11 protein-coding genes are annotated in these 17,974 nt (G+C 41.7%); 3 read left to right on the forward strand and 8 right to left on the reverse strand.

Annotated features, from left to right (window positions below; translation table 11 throughout):
* Positions 1-7 precede the first annotated feature (7 nt).
* From SANK73390_RS05995 to SANK73390_RS06005, 3 genes are all read left to right on the forward strand, one after another.
* On the forward strand, positions 8-577 hold the full coding sequence (locus SANK73390_RS05995) for an NUDIX hydrolase (protein ID WP_462764635.1): 570 nt from the start codon (positions 8-10) through the stop codon (positions 575-577).
* 89 nt (positions 578-666) lie between these two features.
* A complete protein-coding gene (locus tag SANK73390_RS06000; protein ID WP_462764637.1) occupies positions 667-2,043 on the forward strand; it encodes an L-serine ammonia-lyase in 1,377 nt (458 codons plus the stop codon).
* Between the two features lie 404 nt (positions 2,044-2,447).
* Positions 2,448-3,305: a hypothetical protein gene (locus SANK73390_RS06005; protein ID WP_462764639.1), complete on the forward strand. Its 858-nt coding sequence runs from the start codon at positions 2,448-2,450 to the stop codon at positions 3,303-3,305.
* Positions 3,306-3,424: 119 nt separating this feature from the next.
* On the opposite strand, the gene SANK73390_RS06010 is transcribed toward SANK73390_RS06005, so the two are convergent.
* From SANK73390_RS06010 to carA, 8 genes are all read right to left on the reverse strand, one after another.
* Entirely contained in the window at positions 3,425-4,021 is a 597-nt protein-coding gene (locus SANK73390_RS06010; protein ID WP_462764641.1) for a rhomboid family intramembrane serine protease, read from the reverse strand.
* Positions 4,022-4,115: 94 nt separating this feature from the next.
* Complete coding sequence (locus SANK73390_RS06015; RefSeq protein WP_462764643.1) at positions 4,116-6,599, reverse strand: AAA family ATPase; 2,484 nt, start codon at positions 6,597-6,599, stop codon at positions 4,116-4,118.
* A 41-nt stretch (positions 6,600-6,640) separates the two neighbouring features.
* On the reverse strand, positions 6,641-9,778 hold the full coding sequence (locus tag SANK73390_RS06020; RefSeq protein WP_462764645.1) for a DNA repair ATPase: 3,138 nt from the start codon (positions 9,776-9,778) through the stop codon (positions 6,641-6,643).
* Positions 9,779-9,904: 126 nt separating this feature from the next.
* Positions 9,905-12,010, reverse strand: coding sequence for a hypothetical protein (locus SANK73390_RS06025; RefSeq protein WP_462764647.1), 2,106 nt, complete (start codon positions 12,008-12,010; stop codon positions 9,905-9,907).
* Positions 12,011-12,059: 49 nt separating this feature from the next.
* Entirely contained in the window at positions 12,060-12,686 is a 627-nt protein-coding gene (locus tag SANK73390_RS06030) for a DUF1449 domain-containing protein (protein WP_462764648.1), read from the reverse strand.
* Between the two features lie 239 nt (positions 12,687-12,925).
* The gene (gene greA / locus SANK73390_RS06035) at positions 12,926-13,402 is read right to left on the reverse strand and encodes a transcription elongation factor GreA (RefSeq protein WP_261592881.1); all 477 of its coding nucleotides are present in this window, start codon (positions 13,400-13,402) and stop codon (positions 12,926-12,928) included.
* 45 nt (positions 13,403-13,447) lie between these two features.
* Positions 13,448-16,666: a carbamoyl-phosphate synthase large subunit gene (gene carB / locus SANK73390_RS06040; RefSeq protein WP_261592690.1), complete on the reverse strand. Its 3,219-nt coding sequence runs from the start codon at positions 16,664-16,666 to the stop codon at positions 13,448-13,450.
* Between the two features lie 15 nt (positions 16,667-16,681).
* A complete protein-coding gene (gene carA / locus SANK73390_RS06045; protein WP_462764651.1) occupies positions 16,682-17,818 on the reverse strand; it encodes a glutamine-hydrolyzing carbamoyl-phosphate synthase small subunit in 1,137 nt (378 codons plus the stop codon).
* Positions 17,819-17,974: the final 156 nt, after the last annotated feature.

Raw genomic sequence — 17,974 nt, forward strand, 5'->3', positions numbered from 1 at the left:
GCATAAAGTGACATTAAACGAGGTAATTACACGCTTTAACACCAGTGCAGTACAACAAAATAAGCCGCATATGGTTGCCCGTCAATCGGTCAAGTCAAGCGCGGTCTTAATCCCCTTGGTAGAACAAGATGGACAAGCTACTTTGTTATTTTGTAAACGCGCAGCTTACCTCACTCATCACCCTTCGCAATTGTGTTTCCCCGGTGGCAAAGCTGAGCCGCAAGATAAAAACTTGGTGATGACCGCACTTAGGGAAACTCAAGAAGAACTTGGCATTTTGCCAAGCAATATTACCCCTCTCGGTACGCTAAATATACATGCAACACTCACAGGCTTTAACATACTGCCAGTGGTTGCCAAATTAACTCCAAATGCCCACTGGCACTCCGACAGCGAAGAAGTAGAACATGCTTTTACACTCCCCCTCGCACAATTAATTGATACTAATAACTGGCATATCTACGAGCTGATACTGGGCGGCAAAGCTCGCCAGCTCCCCGGGTTTATAACACCACATGGGCTGCTTTGGGGCGCGACTGCAAGCTTAGTTCAAAACTTTATAGCACTGATAAAATAGACATACTAATTTCATAGCGTAACGGGTTACAATGCTCCGTTTTAACGTTATGATGTGCCCCCGTTCAAAGGCAATGTTGAGTAAAAAATATGATTAGTGCATTTGATATGTTTAGTATCGGTATTGGCCCCTCGTCGTCTCATACCGTTGGTCCAATGCGCGCATCGCGGCTATTTGTTAAAGACTTGCAAGACAAAAACTTGCTAGCGCAAACAACCGAAATTAAAGTTGAGTTGTTTGGTTCTTTAGGTCAAACAGGTATCGGTCATGGTTCAGGTAAAGCAGTAATATTAGGGCTTGCTGGTCACGACCCTGAGACAATCGATGCAGATGCAGTTCCTGATATTTTAGAAAAAATAGAGCAAGATCAAGCACTCTACCTTGATCAAAGCCACAAGGTAAAATTTCCAAAGCAAGGGGCTGTGGTATTTCACCGCAGAAAAACCTTACCTAAGCATTCAAATGCTATGGAAGTTATTGCGCTTAATGGTAAAGAAAAAATACACAGCCAAGTATATTACTCTATTGGTGGTGGCTTTATTGTTACTGATGAGCAATTTGAGCAAGAAAAACAAGCGGCGCTCGATATTCGAGAGCAAAACCCTGCCCCTTACCTGTTTGATAGCGCTGAGCAATTATTGCTTTTGTGTAAAGAAACTGGGTTCAGTGTATCTTCACTCATGATGCAAAACGAAAAAACCCTCAGGCCGGTTGCAGAAATTAAAGCCGAATTGTTTAATATTTGGCAGGTAATGAAAGCCTGTATTGAACGAGGTATGCGCACTGAAGGTATTTTACCTGGTGGACTAAAAGTAAAACGTCGTGCTCCAAGTTTATATTTGAAGTTGAATGTAGAAGATAGTAACGACCCACTGCGAGCCATGGATTGGGTTGATTTGTTTGCCTTAGCAGTTAACGAAGAAAATGCTGCAGGAGGGCGAGTGGTCACCGCACCAACAAATGGTGCTGCCGGTATCTTACCTTCAGTACTGATGTACTATCACACCTTTATCAAAGAAGTAGACGAAGAAATCGCGACTCGTTACCTTCTAACTGCCGCTGCCATTGGTATTTTATATAAAAAGAATGCTTCTATTTCTGGCGCAGAAGTTGGCTGCCAAGGTGAAGTAGGCGTTGCCTGCTCAATGGCAGCTGGCGCACTGACAGAAATCATGGGTGGCAACGTAGTAAATGTTGAAAATGCCGCAGAGATTGGCATGGAGCACAACCTTGGTTTAACCTGCGACCCTGTCGGTGGTCTAGTACAAGTGCCTTGTATTGAACGCAATGCAATGGGTGCAGTAAAAGCAATTAACGCTTCTCGCCTTGCAATGCGTGGTACTGGTGAGCAAAAAGTATCGCTAGATAAAGTTATAAAAACCATGCTTGATACGGGTAATGATATGAAAACCAAATACAAAGAAACCGCCCGTGGCGGCTTGGCCGTCAATATCATTGAGTGTTAATAACCAGCTATAAAGCTCAGAACAGACATAGTTTATGCTCTGAGCTTTACTCCTTCAGAACATAAAGTGCGATTGCTCGCTTCTACCACTGTGATTATGACTCTCAATAATACGTACAGATTTTACTTAGCAGTCTATTAACACATAATACATAAATTCCTCTGAGTGAAGGCTATCCCTTTGACTGAGGCCAGTTCAGGCCCATATTAAACCAAGCTTTACTCTATAAACACCACACACAAAATTGATTTAAGATCATGATTTTTGTAAATACTCATAGATTCGCTACACAGCTAGAATTAATACTCTGTATAAACACTAAAATATTTAACTATTTACTCTAAAAAAAACATTTGGTATATTTAATTTACCTAATAAAGGTAAAAAATAATAAAGGATTAAATATGAAAAAAGAACTTATGGCAGGGCTGATCTTATCGTCAGCTTCCTTTGCAAGCTTAGCCTCTGACCATTTTCCTATAGAGTGCGGGTATGGTGATTATCAGGAAACTGAAGTCTACATATCAAAAATACCCGATGCAATAGAAGCCGGTTGGGGGTTTCATGCAGAGCCTACATGGACAAACCTGGGGTCATTTCTATCTAGTCTCAATCAAATTACAGAGAATAAATCTCGAAAGTTCAAATTAAGTGGTCCTGACTACGTACTAAGTGGTAACTCATACAGATACAAAGCAGACCTAGACTTTTTAGATTTTAACGACAAGTTACGAGATGTTTCATTTTATAACTCAGAGCAAGGCCGATTGGGTGTAGATAGATCTGACTGGGACTCAAACGCATACTACTCAATGAGTTTTAATCATACCCATGGGACTGCTTTAGTTTGGACTAGATCAGGTGATGAATGTAAAGCAAAACCAGTTAATGTTCAACACCATCGACCTATTATCAAAAACACCTCTGCTGTGCAAAAAAGTGGCGGCACGATAAGCTCAACAGTCAGTTTCGAGATAGATACATACTCAAAAGCGGCCGTAAAAAGCAATACGCATGTCACGGTTACCATGAAGTTGACACATGAAGCCTATGGCACATCAAGTAGCTCTTCTGTAAGTTATGTAAATAATAACCAAATAACAGGTCGAAAAACGGTGTCAGCCAGACCCCAAAATGGCGGTGGTAGTTACCTTGTAGATGTTATTGTCAGTGATGGTACATATGTCGAAGTAAAGAGACTAGGAAGAGTCCAAGTCAGTGGTCGCCCTAATCCTCCATGTGACGGTTGCGAACCTAATTAAAACTTAATATCAATGGGTTAACTGACACACTAGTTAGCCCATAAATCTATACTGAAGTACTGACTCTTAACGGAAAAAGTGATAATGACAACCGGCATCTTATGACCAACTCACCCGCCTCACATTTGTTGCTTGTACTTAGCTCTACCCCGGAGCATGTATGCAGCACAGATGCCGCTGATAAACCCAAATAAGTGACTTGATACACTCGTTGTAGCACTAAAAGAAAAAAGCGTACCAAATAGGTTAATTTGAAAGTAATGTGTCACTGCAAGCAAAGCCACTGCAAGCAAAAAACTCAACAAGTTACGCCTAAAAACAGCACTGCCCATAATAAAGCCAAAGTAACCCATCACAATGCCTGAGGCACCAATGTGATTAGCATGACTAGCAAATAGCCAAACTAATAAACCCGTCGTAACAAAGATAACCCCCGTAGCGCGTTTAAAGCTGCTTAGCTGGCTCGCTAAATAGCCACTAATTAATAAACCGAGCGTATTACCAATTAAGTGCTGCCACCCGCCATGAATAAATGGATAGGTAATAATGCCAAAGAGATGATCCCGACTTAATGGCACTAACCCAAAGCTATCAAAAGACAGCGCAAAGAGCGCACTTATGCCATGCACGGCCCACATGATAGCCACCATTACCAACACTATATTAAAATTATTCATTGCTGATATATGCTGCATTCTCAGTAATTTATTTATCAAAGTCTATTCCTAATACGGCTTTTAAAACTTAATATCACATATAACATTAACTCAAAAACAACTTTATATGCCATCAATTACAGGTAATGCCAAATTATGGCAATGGCTGCTTAGGTAGCAACGAGTCTATGTCCTGTTGATGCTGATTGTTGGGCTCGCTGCTATGCATTTTTTGCCCACTTACGTGTTCCTGCTGGGCCTGATTATGAGTCATGCTGTGCAGTGAGCTCAAAACGTCTTGCATCGCCTGTGAGCTGAGTTCGCTCGTTGCTAATTGCCCTTTTTCTTCATTTACACGTACTAAGCTATTTAACGCATGCGTTATATGCTCTAAAGCACTGGCCTGTGCTTGGCTATTTTGCACAAGACCCGTTGATACTTGTGTATGACTTGCTATTGCCAATGTAATGTCTTCCCCGACTTTTTTCAGTGTTTCGGGGCAGTGCTGCTGAGCAAGTGCATCAACCAGCGTAGCTATACTTTGTTGCACTAACACACTATGTTCAGCAAGCTGTTCACTCATTAATTGCTGTTGTACGCTTAACGATTCGCTTGTCTCTAATTGCCTCTGCTTAGCAATACTTTCTATCGCCACTTGCAAGCGTTTAAACTCATCTGCAATTAGTACATGACCACTTTTTGTCGCTACCGCATTGCTTTGTAGTGCTTGCGATAGTTTGACAAGGGCATTATCGTATGGCGCATGCTGCAACCCGTCACTAAGTACCTGTACCAATTGAGCTAACGTCTCTGAGCTATTGTTTTCACTCATTTGTGTAATTAGTTTCAATATTTCATCGCTGTAATCAAAGCTCAAATTTGACTTACTTAGCTTATTTGCAATCGAACTTAGGGAATCATGTACCAACCCTAGCTGCTCAACAGCCATCATCGCAGGGCTGCCGGTACTGTCCAATTTGTTGGCTCGGCGGAACTCTTGTTTTATTTGTTCCCACCTTTGCAACTCTTGCTCAGTTTGTGTACCCCTGATCTGTGCCAATTTAAGCAAGTTTTCTTCACTTCCTTTACTGAGTGTTTGTGCCTCACCTCGATAGTGATCCTGTAATAAATGATTAAGTTCTTCATCGTTCATGGCTGCCACCACTTTTTCTGCCATTTTGTTCATATTGCGATAACTACCTTGCAATTTAAACGGCGGCTCTTGTCGATACTTATCATCTTGCGCGGCCGAGGCAATATACTGCGCATTCACTTTAAGTACGGTTTCTCTTATCCACATCAACTTGCTCAGCACCGCTTTAATTTCATTAGCTTCTGCTTGCGAGTAATCATGCTCTAATTCATTAAGTGAAATATCCTCACCCTGACACATTCTTATGAACTTATACAAATCTTGCATGTTTCTATTTGCAAGTGGGGCAAGCACCTTATTTGACGTTAAACTATTTTCAATAAAGCTCATAGCAAATTCATGTTCACAGCCTGCAAGCGTGTCACCAAGGTTATAAATATCAGCACGGTTAGCGAGCATATCGGGTATTTTAAAACTCTCCCCCGATTCAGTATAAGGATTACCCGCCATCACGACTGCAAACTTTTTACCACGCAAGTCATAAGTTTTGCTTTGTCCATTCCATACACCATCAACTCTTCGTGAGCCATCACACAAAGAAATGAATTTTTGCAAAAACTCAGGATTAGTATGCTGAATGTCATCCAGGTATAACATCACATTATTACCCATTTCAAAGCTTTGATTTATCTTAAAAACTTCTTTTTCTGCAGTGGCATTAATTGCTTGAGAGGGGTCAAGCGATATCTGGTTATGGCCAATAGATGGGCAGTTTACTTTGACAAAGGTAAGTCCTAAACGGTTCGCTACATACTCAATTAACGTCGTTTTACCATATCCTGGCGGGGAAATTAGCAAGAGCATACCCATCAAATCGGTACGTTTATTCTTCCCTGCAGCGCCTATTTGTTTAGCGAGATTGTCGCCAATAAGTGGAAAATAAACCTTATCTATAAGTTGGTTTCGCACAAATGAGCTCAGAGGTCTGGCTCTAAACTCATCTAATTGTAATCGGCGTTTTTGTTGAGTAAGAATATCACTCCTTAGAGTTTGATATCGCTCAAAAGCTGGTACTTGCTGGCGTATATATGCCGTGGTTCGAGCATTAAATTCAGCATAGTCGACAGCGAGTACTTGTGCGTTGATACGTCGATGCTGGCCCATTAATTGTTCAACTTGCATTTGCGCACTCACAGCTAAACTTCGATACTGGGCACGTTTAAGATAATGAAATAAGCTATAATTAGCCGCTTCAATTTGTATTAAGACCGATACTTTTTGCTGTTTCGCGTAAGCCTCAAGCCAATTTAAAAATAGCACCGCTTGATGGTCAATATTATATAACGCGTCACAACAATCATACAGTTGGTTTTCAAATCCTTTAACTTTTGCTTCATTGGTAAATGCGTCAGACAAGTTTTTAGCCCCGTCATGTACTACAAAAGACAAGGTATTATCATTCTTTTGTTGTGCCAATTCGTAGAGTAAATATTCTGCACACAACTCAATACTCACATCACCTAATAGCTGTAAGTAATTGCTCATGGACGTACTAAAATCGTGCAATTCTTCTGTCAGTTGCGCGGTCAGTGATTGAATAAACTCTCCCGATGAAAGTGCTTGTGCATCAACAGCGCATTGCGGGCTTGATGACAGCGTGCAAGCCGTTTACTCTGCTCTAGCTGCTGTGCATATAGCTGTGCAACCACTCGACAACTGGCAGGGTAAATTAATAAATCTAAGTGCTTTTTTTGGCTAAGTAGTGCGTCAAGAATCGCATGTGCATCATGGTCATGGATGCCTTTTTCATATCCTTCTTGATAACGAGGCTGTGCAAAGTTTTGCACAATACTCAATAGCTCACCACTGCTTTGTGCCAAGAATAATGTATCAAAAGATAAGTGACTATTTGGGGTTTGAGCCGTTGCTAAAATTTGCGCAGCCAAATACTCACCACGATAAACTTCATCACTTTCAGACACTAAAGATTGTTGCCACAAATGTCGAGATGCATTTAGTGTTTCAAGCGCCGCGTCATCTTCTATAGGCTCAAAATAATCAGTGCCAGTTAAGTGCAGCATTAACTGCTCATCACGTGGTAACAAAGTAAGATCGAGTAGCTGTTTATTTACACTAAATGCGTGCTTGCCAATACTCAGTGTATTGCCACCATCGGTGTAAATATCAAGCTTATCTCTAAGTGAGCGAACGCCTTGATCTTTATGTGCTTTTAATTTACCTTGAATGTCCTGTGCACGTATTTCATCCCCTAAAGATTTTAACTCATCAGTTAATGATCTGAGCTTGCTGATCATCGGATCAGCTGCAAAGTAAGTATTCAAATCATCTAATTGCGTAAAAGCGTGTGCTCGCCTAGAGACTCCTTGCAAAATACGCTCAGCAGCATTTGCTAAGCTTAAGCAACGGCGCTGTCTTTGGTCGATTAAACTTTGTTTATGTGCTTCAAAGCTTTCATAAACATCATCTCGCTTGGCTGTAATTTCTGTTAAAAATTCATCAAAGTCACCAAAATGTGACTCCAGCTCTTCCAGTTGAATAAGCAAACGCGATAGCTGCTCATCACAGCTTTGTGGTGTTTTTGCATTGTTTAATGCATTAGTGATACTTTGCGAAAACAGCTTAAAACGCGCTGAAAACTCAGCACTTGCTTCTACACTCCCCAAGCTTTTTTGCTTGATCTCAATACTGGCTTTAGCGCGGTTTACCAAAGCATAAACGCCGCTAATATCTTCAAGAATCTTGGTTCTAACTCGGCTATCTTCAATCTCTAAATCAAGCATTGTATGGTTAAGTAAATCGAGCTCTGTACTTTGCTTATCGAGTTCAACAACATAGTTTTTTAACTGCGACACACTCTCACTATGTTCACTTAATTGCGCCAATTCATTAAGCTTGTCATGATAAGGTTGCAATGCTTGCTCATGTTGTAAAAAGTTTGCCGTTGCTAAACTCAACGACGCAATATTTTCACTAATATTTGCTTTTATCGTATCAAGCGCACTTAAATCAATAAACTTAATGTCTTGCTGGCCTATGACTTTACCAGTGAGTAACTTTAAAGCGTTCAATCCCGCAACAAACTGAGCGGTTTGTTTGAAACTATCCGGCCTAATTTCACGAATTACCGCTTGGTATTCTTGTTCAATATCACTGACGGCCTGCTTTGCTTTAACTTGGATCTGAGTGATTTTTTCAAACTCATCCAAAACCTGCTCTGATGTTTCAAAAATATCATGTAAGGTGTTTTGAATTGCTTGAAATGCTGGCTCACTTAGCCAGTGGTAGCGGTCGAATATATTTCTTGAAAGAGCAATTAAGTCTTCATAGTGATAAACACTTGGACTTTGCTCATTAATTGCCTTATGCACACTGTATAAGTCTGATAACCCTCTCACTAAATCTGGATTACCTATTTTTCCAAGTTGTGTTGTGGCAGGTGGCGTGTTGCTTGCATATTCTGCAGAGGTAAACGCACTGTCCCAAATTTGCATTGGGTGGATACGCTCGGCTTCATCTTTATCGGCTTTAAAGGTTAATACTTGGCCATTATCATAGAGCCCATAGCCATGGCAATAAATCGGGTTCTGCAGGTTTTTTTCAATGATATTATAAGCAAATAGCGCATAACGCCCCTCTTGCGGCTCATAAAATACATACAGTACATCTTCCCCATTGGGCGATTTTATTTGTCGATGAAACTCTAAGTTGGCCGTGCTGTGGTCAAAAGAGCGAGTCTGCCCTGATTGCAGGTAATAGCCACCAGGAAAAATAATACCATGATCTTGTGGTAAGCAAACACATGCATCCCCTATTGCATCTTGGCGTAGTACCTCGTTTGAGCGGCAATTAAAAATATAGTAGCGCCAAGCCTTCTCTCTATAAGGTAAGGCTTTAATTAATATAAGCTCACCAAGCTGCGCGTATGCAATGGTGCAGTCAGCTAAAGACTGGTTTTTGTCTTCAACCGGCTCTTGGTATATGCCCTGTCCATCATCGGTATTATTCTCAACCTTAACAGTTAAATACCCACCAATAGACTCAATAAATACTTTGTCAGCTAAGCTCACATGTGGAAAGCGCCCTTCAACATGATTTGAACGGTCCGTTGTTATCCACTCAAAATCATAATTTTGCTTTACGGTTATGTCTTTATCACCACGGTTATCAATATAATTAATGGTATTGTCGACATCAATTTGCCAGCGGAACACTTTGACATCGGTGAGCTTATCGCCCACTTGAAAAAGAGCAAACAGTTTGCCATTTTGTTTATAAAGGTGCTGCAATCTGGATTCTTTATAGTAGGTATAAAGCTCTTCAAAATCTCTCAAAAAGCGCGCATCAGTCAGAAACCGCGTTTCTTGGGGATACGGTTCAACTTCAAAGTGCTCATTTTGGCTCACCAGCTTATGAACGCTAAATACGTCACTAATATGAATATTCTTTTTAAGCCCAAGGAACACGTTATAGGCAAAAATAACTTTATCACCCACAATTACAATATCGCGAGGGATACAATTGTGCTCAGTTCGCACCCGAACTCGACCAGCCACTTTAAGGTCACAATTACCAAACTCATCAATACGTTGGTTATTCAATTTATCTGTTTGTTCTTTTAATTGATTACCAAAGTTATTGAGGCGTCTTTTAATTAACTCATATGAGCCCTGTTCCAGTGCTTGCTGCTCGGTTGCATCCGTCATTAATACTGTCCTGTCGTGTGATTTATCATCATATCGGTATAAAAGAGTGACATACCTGATTGGGGTTGAGTGAAGCCACTTAACAAACACATCTCCTGTGGCTTACTCTATAGTGAAAATTAATACTTAATCTTTAATTTCAATTGGCTCTGCGCCATTACTTGTGCTTTGCTGAGCACCTTGTAACAAATTAAGTAATTGCGCTTTCTCTGCGTCCGATGTATTACTTGCTAACTGACCTAGCAACTTACTCATATTAAAGTTTTTCAAGGTTTCGGCTGACCCATTTGCACCGGCAAGTAAACCTTTTAAATCTTCTATCAAGTTGCGCTCTCCAGACAAGTGCCCTTTAAACACCTTCTGCACTGTATCACTTTCATCCACTAAGCCATCAAGCGATTTACCTAGAGTAATTGCCCCCATAAACTGCTTCAAGAACTGGCCATCACCGCCCATGATATTAATATCTGCATCTGCTAGCGCTTTGCTTAACACCTGCGCCTGGTGCTCAGCAATATCTCTATTGGCGCTAATCTGTGCCAATGTTAGCTCTTTTTGCTGATTAAGCTCCATGGTGTAACTTTCATAATCTCGGGCTTCTTGGTTCATGGCATTCAGCGCAGTTAACTTTTCTTCTAACCCTTTGGCTTCAGCCGACATTCTGCGTTCAAGTGCAACCGCCTCGGCTTCACCTTGCCTTTCAACCGCTTCTGCCATCGCAGTTTGCACTTGAGCATCTGCTAAGCCAATCTCACGATTACCTTGTGCTTGTGCTTCAAGCTTCATGCGCAATACATGTGCTTCAGTATCACCATGTGCTGCATTAGCATCTGCTTTCGCTTTAATAACATCCGCTTCTGCTAAACCTTGAGCGGCGGTTTCTACCTGCTGAGCTTGCGCTAGAATTTTCATAGATTCAGCTTGCTGATTTGCGATTCTCAGTTCAACTTCAGCCATTTTTTCTAGCTCTCTGGCTTTGAATTCAGCAGCTTGCTCTTGCGCCTTTGCAGCTTCAATGTCTTTTACAAGTGCTTCCTCTGCTTCAGCTTTGGCACGAATAATTAACGCTTGTTTTTCACGTTCAGCCTCAGCAATCACTTGCACATCTTTGATCCGCTCTTGCTCTTCAGCCACTGTTTTATCAACAATCACTCTATCACGGACCACATCAGCTATTTCTTTGCGTTCAACTTCTAGTGCCTTCTCTTTATTAATGCGTAAAATATCAGTCTCTCGTTCACGCTCTATTACTTCAATTTCTCTTGAACGTGCAACTTTTTCTTCTTCAATAGCCAGTACGCGCAGACGGTTTTGCTCTGCTATATCAATTTCACGTTGCTTGTTTTGCTGTGCAATTTCGATTGCTTGGTCCGTCTCAAGGCGGGCTTGTTCTGATTTTAATCGCTCTTCTTGACGCACTCGCTCGGCTTCTGCTTGCTCTCTGGCTTTGACAGTTTCAATTTCGCGACTTTGACGTGCCATAGCATCTTGTTTTTGACGCTCAATTTCCAAGGATTTCTCAGTCGCTTCTTGATTTTGAATTTCAATCTTCGCTTTTTCGTCGCACTTTAACTGATTGGTCGATACATTTTGTTCAGCAGTCATTTCAGTAATACGACGAATACCCTCAGCATCTAAAATATTTTGTGCATCAAGCTTACTAATTGAAGTTTGCTCTAGGTAGTCTATAGCTACATCTTCGAGTGTATAACCTGATAAATCTTGACCTATCACTTCTTTGATTTTGTCTCTAAACTCATCACGATGTGTGAATAGCTCAACAAAATTCAATTGCTTACCGACTGTTTTTAATGCTTCTGAGAATTTTGCTTCAAATAGCTCTTGCAATGTCTCTGGTGCAGATGCGCGAGCACAACCTACTTGTTTAGCAACGCGTAAGATATCTTCTTTATTCTCGTTCACACGGATATAAAAAGTAATTGCAATATCAGCACGGATATTATCTTTACAGATCAGACCGCCTTTATCACGGCGTTCTAACACCATGCGTTTAGTAGAAATATCCATTACTTCCATTTTATGAATTACAGGGTAAACAATGCCCCCTGTCGTAGTAATATCAGGCTCATTTTTCATCTTATTGATGATCAATGCCTGCCCCTGCTCAACTTTGCGATAAAACTTCCCTACCATCAGCAAAATTGCAAAGATAACTAATATTGCCACCCCAACAATTGTAAAAACGGGCATTAAATTGTCTATAAATTCCATGTTCTTTCCTAACTTATTTATCTTTTGTAGATTGAATTACACTGTGAAGTTACCAAGGCTTAGTCGTTATCACATAACTGTGTGTTGTACTATCATGCTCAATTAATACGCCCGTATCACCTCGTTTAAACTCTTCTTCTCCTTGCACTCTTACTTCAATGAGCTGTTCAGCACCTTGAAAAGTAATTCGTGCTTGACCAAAAGAATGGGTTACTTTGGAAGTTGCAATAACACACTCCATTCCGAGCACATCCACTTTACTGGCCGTTTCTTTACTTTCAAAAAAACGACCTAAGGGTTTGCCCAATAGCATCGCAAGTGGTACTGCAACTGCTATGCTTGTTAATACCATCACGGCACCCATGACATAAAACGTAACACCATCACCTAGCAAATAAGCAAAGGCTTGATGGGCATACATACTCACCAACCAACTCAACATAACCACAAGTGATATCGATACAGTAATTGGTAAATCTCCAAACCCAAATTTAACAATTGAGCCTGATACGTCACTATCTCCTTGCTGCCCTTGGGCCTCTAACTCAAGATCTGCTTCAAACATATCAATGTCTGCAAAACCAAAAATGGTTATTAACCAAAAGCAAAGTACGATAAGCATCAAGACGCTAAATATAAGCGTGGGGAAAGTAAAAGCGGTATTTAAATAATCCATTTCTATCAAAACTCCATTTAATATCTTCAGTGAGAACTGAAATATCTTAGCGGTTAATTATTATAGCTTTTATACATTGACTCTCAAACCTCTGTTTAACCTGCACAGGCAGAAAGACATAGTATGTCCGTCTCTAAAATTCGCACAAATGCAACTACTGAGTCAAGGGGAATTGCTGATAACATAATAAAAAAACCGAGCCTAAGCTCGGTTTTTTTATAACTAAATCAATAAATAAGTTATAGATATTCAACTTCGATGATTTCAAACTCTACCGCGCCATTGGGTGTTTGAATATTAGCTGTATCATCTAACTCTTTACCTATTAAGCCACGTGCGATCGGTGAGTTAACGGATATCAAATTACTTTTAATATCAGCTTCATCATCGCCCACGATGCGGTATTTTAGTTCTTCATCTGTATCGACATTACAAATAGTTACGGTAGTACCAAAAATAACCTTGCCGTTATTTTCTATCTTAGTAACGTCAATGACTTGAGAAGTCGAAAGCTTCGCTTCAATTTCTTGAATTCGACCTTCGCAAAAACCTTGCTGTTCACGCGCTGCATGATATTCAGCATTTTCTTTTAAGTCGCCGTGCTCTCGCGCATCTGCGATATCGGCAACTATTTGTGGACGAACAACCGATTTTAAATGGTTTAGTTCATCACGAAGCAACTGCTCGCCTCGTACTGTCATCGGAATTGATTGCATAAGTATCTCACTTAACACCAAGGCCCTTTGGCCTTGGTTTAGTTCTTAGTTCAATCGTTGGTGTAGCTCTTGTACAGAATTTACTGTGCTTCTGTCATCTGCAGCGTGTGCAGAGCAGTTCGCAAATGCTGCGTTAAGCGTGGTTGTGTAGTTTGTTTTATGTTGCAACGCACCACGACGTAACACCTTCGAGTCTTCGATCGCTTGGCGACCTTCGGTGGTATTTACTATGTAGCTGTACTCACCATTTTTGATTCTATCAAGAATGTGAGGACGACCTTCGTATACCTTGTTCACGCGACGCACTTCAATGCCTGCTTCTTCTAACGCTTTAGCAGTACCCTTTGTTGCATCTAACTCAAAACCAATCTCTGACATGATTTTAGCTAGTTCAACAACACGTGACTTGTCGCTATTGCGCACAGATAGTAGCGCGCGACCACCTCGCGGTAAAGCATTTCCCGCGCCTAATTGCGCTTTTGCAAACGCTTCGGCGAAGTTTTCACCAACTCCCATTACTTCACCTGTTGAGCGCATCTCAGGGCCTCGTAATGGGTCTACACCTTGAAACTTAGCAAATGGCAATACCACTTCTTTTACACTGTAGTATGGTGGAATAACTTCTTCAGTAATACCTTGGCTTGCTAATGATTGACCAGCCATACAACGAGCGGCTACTTTTGCCAATGCAACACCCGTTGCTTTAGACACAAACGGTACGGTACGCGCAGCACGTGGGTTTACTTCGATTAAGTAAACTTCACCATCTTTCACAGCAAACTGTGTATTCATCAAACCGATTACGCCTAGCTCAAGAGCCATATCTGTCACTTGCTTGCGCATCACATCTTGGATCTCTTCAGATAATGAATGTGCTGGTAAAGAACACGCTGAGTCACCAGAGTGAACACCCGCTTGCTCAATGTGCTCCATAATGCCGCCAATGATAACTTGCTCACCATCGCAAATCGCATCTACGTCAACTTCAATTGCATCATCCAAAAAGCGGTCTAAAAGCACAGGTGCTTCATTTGACGCTTGCACGGCTTCAGTCATATAACGACGTAAATCATCTTCGTCGTAAACAATTTCCATAGCACGACCACCGAGTACATATGATGGACGAACAACCAATGGGAAACCGATTTCTTGTGACTTGGCAATCGCTTCTTCAAGTGATGTCACCGTTGCATTTTCAGGTTGTAGTAAATTCAAGCGCTCAACCATTTGCTGAAAACGCTCACGGTCTTCAGCACGGTCAATGGCATCTGGAGAAGTACCAATGATTGGCACGCCATTTGCCTCAAGTGCACGGGCAAGTTTCAATGGCGTTTGACCACCATACTGCACAATCACACCTTTTGGCTTTTCAACACGAACAATCTCAAGCACATCTTCAAGGGTGATTGGCTCAAAGAACAATCTATCTGACGTATCATAGTCTGTTGAAACAGTTTCAGGGTTACAGTTAACCATGATAGTTTCATAACCGTCTTCACGCATTGCAAGCGCCGCATGTACACAACAGTAGTCAAATTCAATCCCTTGACCGATGCGATTCGGACCACCGCCAATAACCATGATCTTGTCGTTGTCAGTCGGGTTTGCTTCACACTCTTCGTCATAGGTAGAGTACATATACGCGGTGTCTGAACTAAATTCAGCAGCACACGTATCAACGCGTTTGTACACTGGCACGATATTTAACTGATGACGCTTTTTACGAATTTCTTTTTCAGATACACCTGCTATTTCTGCAATGCGCTCATCAGCAAAGCCTTTACGCTTCAAGCGGCGTAAAAAGTCTTTATTTAAACCTGCAAGGCCAACTTCGGCAATAGTCGCTTCATCTTTGATAATGTCTTCAATTTGTACCAAATACCAAGGGTCTATTTTAGACAACTCAAATACATCTTCAACGCTCATACCATGGCGCATGGCATCGGCAACATACCAAATACGCTCAGCACCGGGTTCGCGTAATTCACGGATAATCGTTTCTTTGGCTTTAGGGTCATCCAGCGCAACAATCGGGTTAAAACCAGTCGCCCCAACCTCTAAACCACGTAATGCTTTATGTAGTGACTCTTGCTGATTACGGCCAATCGCCATAACTTCGCCTACCGACTTCATCTGAGTCGTTAAACGGTCATTCGCGCCAGCAAACTTTTCAAAGTTAAAACGTGGGATCTTCGTTACAACGTAGTCAATTGATGGCTCAAATGACGCAGGTGTTGCACCACCTGTGATATCATTTTGTAATTCATCAAGTGTGTAGCCTATCGCAAGTTTGGCTGCAATTTTAGCAATCGGGAAACCCGTTGCTTTTGATGCTAATGCTGATGAGCGCGATACGCGCGGGTTCATCTCAATGATAACCACACGGCCATCTTCTGGATTCACACCAAACTGCACGTTTGAACCACCCGTTTCTACACCAATTTCACGTAAAACAGCCATCGAGGCATTACGCATAATTTGATATTCTTTGTCAGTTAGGGTTTGCGCTGGCGCTACGGTGATTGAGTCACCGGTATGAACACCCATAGGGTCGAAGTTTTCGATTGAACACACGATAATACAGTTATCGTTTTTATCACGAACCACTTCCATCTCATACTCTTTCCAACCGATTAAGCTCTCATCAATTAGCAGCTCGCTGGTTGGCGACAGGTCTAAACCTCGAGTACAAATTTCGTCGAACTCTTCTTGGTTGTAAGCAACACCGCCGCCCGTTCCACCCATGGTGAATGAAGGGCGAATAATACATGGGAAACCGATACGCGTCAGTACATCATGCGCTTCTGTTATTGTGTGAGCAATCTCAGCACGCGGACACTCAAGGCCGATATTTTTCATCGCCACATCGAAACGTTCGCGGTTTTCCGCTTTATCAATGGCATCAGCAGTTGCACCAATTAGCTCAACGCCATGTTTAGCCAATACACCGTGCTTATCTAAATCAAGCGCACAGTTAAGTGCAGTCTGTCCACCCATTGTTGGCAACACTGCATCCGGCTTTTCTTTTTCAATTATTTTCTCAACAACTTCCCAGTGAATAGGCTCGATATACGTCGCATCAGCCATTTCTGGGTCTGTCATAATCGTTGCTGGGTTTGAGTTTACAAGAATAACTCGATAGCCTTCTTCTCTTAGCGCCTTACATGCTTGTGCACCAGAGTAGTCAAATTCGCACGCCTGACCAATGACAATTGGCCCTGCGCCTAAGATAAGAACGCTTTTAATATCAGTACGTTTTGGCATTTTTACTCCGCTCTATTAAGCTCTATGCTTGTGCATTAGGTCGATGAAATGGTCAAACAACGGCGCCGCATCATGTGGGCCGGGGCTTGCTTCAGGGTGACCCTGAAAGCTAAATGCTGGCTTGTCTGTGCGATGAATACCCTGCAACGTGCCATCAAACAATGATACATGCGTAGCACGTAGCTTATCTGGTAAACTGGCTTCATCAGCCGCAAAACCATGGTTTTGCGCTGTGATCATAACTACGTTACGGTCTAAGTCTTTAACTGGATGGTTACCACCATGGTGTCCAAATTTCATTTTTGCCGTCTGAGCACCTGATGCTAATGCCAATAATTGATGACCTAAGCAAATACCGAAAATAGGTGTTTCAGTCTCTAAGAATGCTTTAATTGCGTCGATGGCATAAGTGCAAGGCTCAGGGTCACCTGGGCCATTAGATAAGAAAATACCATCAGGGTTGAGTGCCAACACGTCTGCAGCGGAGGTTTCTGCAGGCACTACCGTTAATTTACAGCCACGGTCTACAAGCATACGCAAGATGTTTTTCTTAACACCAAAATCATACGCGACTACGTGAAACTTTTCTTCTTCTGCCGTTAGGGTTTTAAACCCTTCGCCAAGGGCCCAACTTGACTCTTTGAAAGTGTACTGCTCTTTTGTACACACCACTTTGGCTAAATCCATGCCTTTCAAACCTGGGAACGATTTTGCAGCCTCTAATGCGTGCTGTTCACCCACTGTATCACCGGCAATTATACAGCCGTTTTGCGCACCCTTATCTCGTAAAATACGAGTTAACTTACGCGTATCGATATCAGCTATCCCTAGGATATTTCGAGCTTTAAGATAGTCACTTAATGATTGCTCGTTGCGGAAATTACTGGCAAGCAAAGGCAAATCACGGATCACTAGGCCTTTAGCCCAGATCTGGTCCGCTTCTTCGTCTTCACTGTTAGTACCGGTATTACCGATATGTGGGTAAGTCAGCGTTATGATCTGTTCCGCGTAAGACGGGTCTGTCAAAATTTCTTGATAACCAGTCATAGACGTATTGAATACTACTTCACCGACTGACATACCGTCAGCACCGATTGCAGTACCGCGAAACACTGTGCCGTCTTCTAGGACTAACAGAGCGGATTTAGTCAAGTTAACCTCCTAATGGTAAAAAACGGGAGCAAGCTGTTACGCTTTTCATCCCGTTTACAAAGCGCTTGGTAACACGCAGTTATTAATTTTTGGCAAATTCGTTATAGTCTATAGTAATTTCTTAGATTCGTCTAATCCAACAAGCAAAAACATTAA

Source organism: Pseudoalteromonas sp. SANK 73390 (genome assembly GCF_054966645.1).

Coding starts and splice junctions, on each gene's coding strand:
- SANK73390_RS06000 (WP_462764637.1), top strand. CDS start 667: ATGATTAGTGCATTTGATATGTTTAGTATCGGTATTGGCCCCTCGTCG.
- SANK73390_RS06005 (WP_462764639.1), top strand. CDS start 2,448: ATGAAAAAAGAACTTATGGCAGGGCTGATCTTATCGTCAGCTTCCTTT.
- SANK73390_RS06015 (WP_462764643.1), bottom strand. CDS start 6,599: ATGAGCAATTACTTACAGCTATTAGGTGATGTGAGTATTGAGTTGTGT.
- SANK73390_RS06020 (WP_462764645.1), bottom strand. CDS start 9,778: ATGACGGATGCAACCGAGCAGCAAGCACTGGAACAGGGCTCATATGAG.
- SANK73390_RS06025 (WP_462764647.1), bottom strand. CDS start 12,010: ATGGAATTTATAGACAATTTAATGCCCGTTTTTACAATTGTTGGGGTG.
- SANK73390_RS06030 (WP_462764648.1), bottom strand. CDS start 12,686: ATGGATTATTTAAATACCGCTTTTACTTTCCCCACGCTTATATTTAGC.
- greA (WP_261592881.1), bottom strand. CDS start 13,402: ATGCAATCAATTCCGATGACAGTACGAGGCGAGCAGTTGCTTCGTGAT.
- carB (WP_261592690.1), bottom strand. CDS start 16,666: ATGCCAAAACGTACTGATATTAAAAGCGTTCTTATCTTAGGCGCAGGG.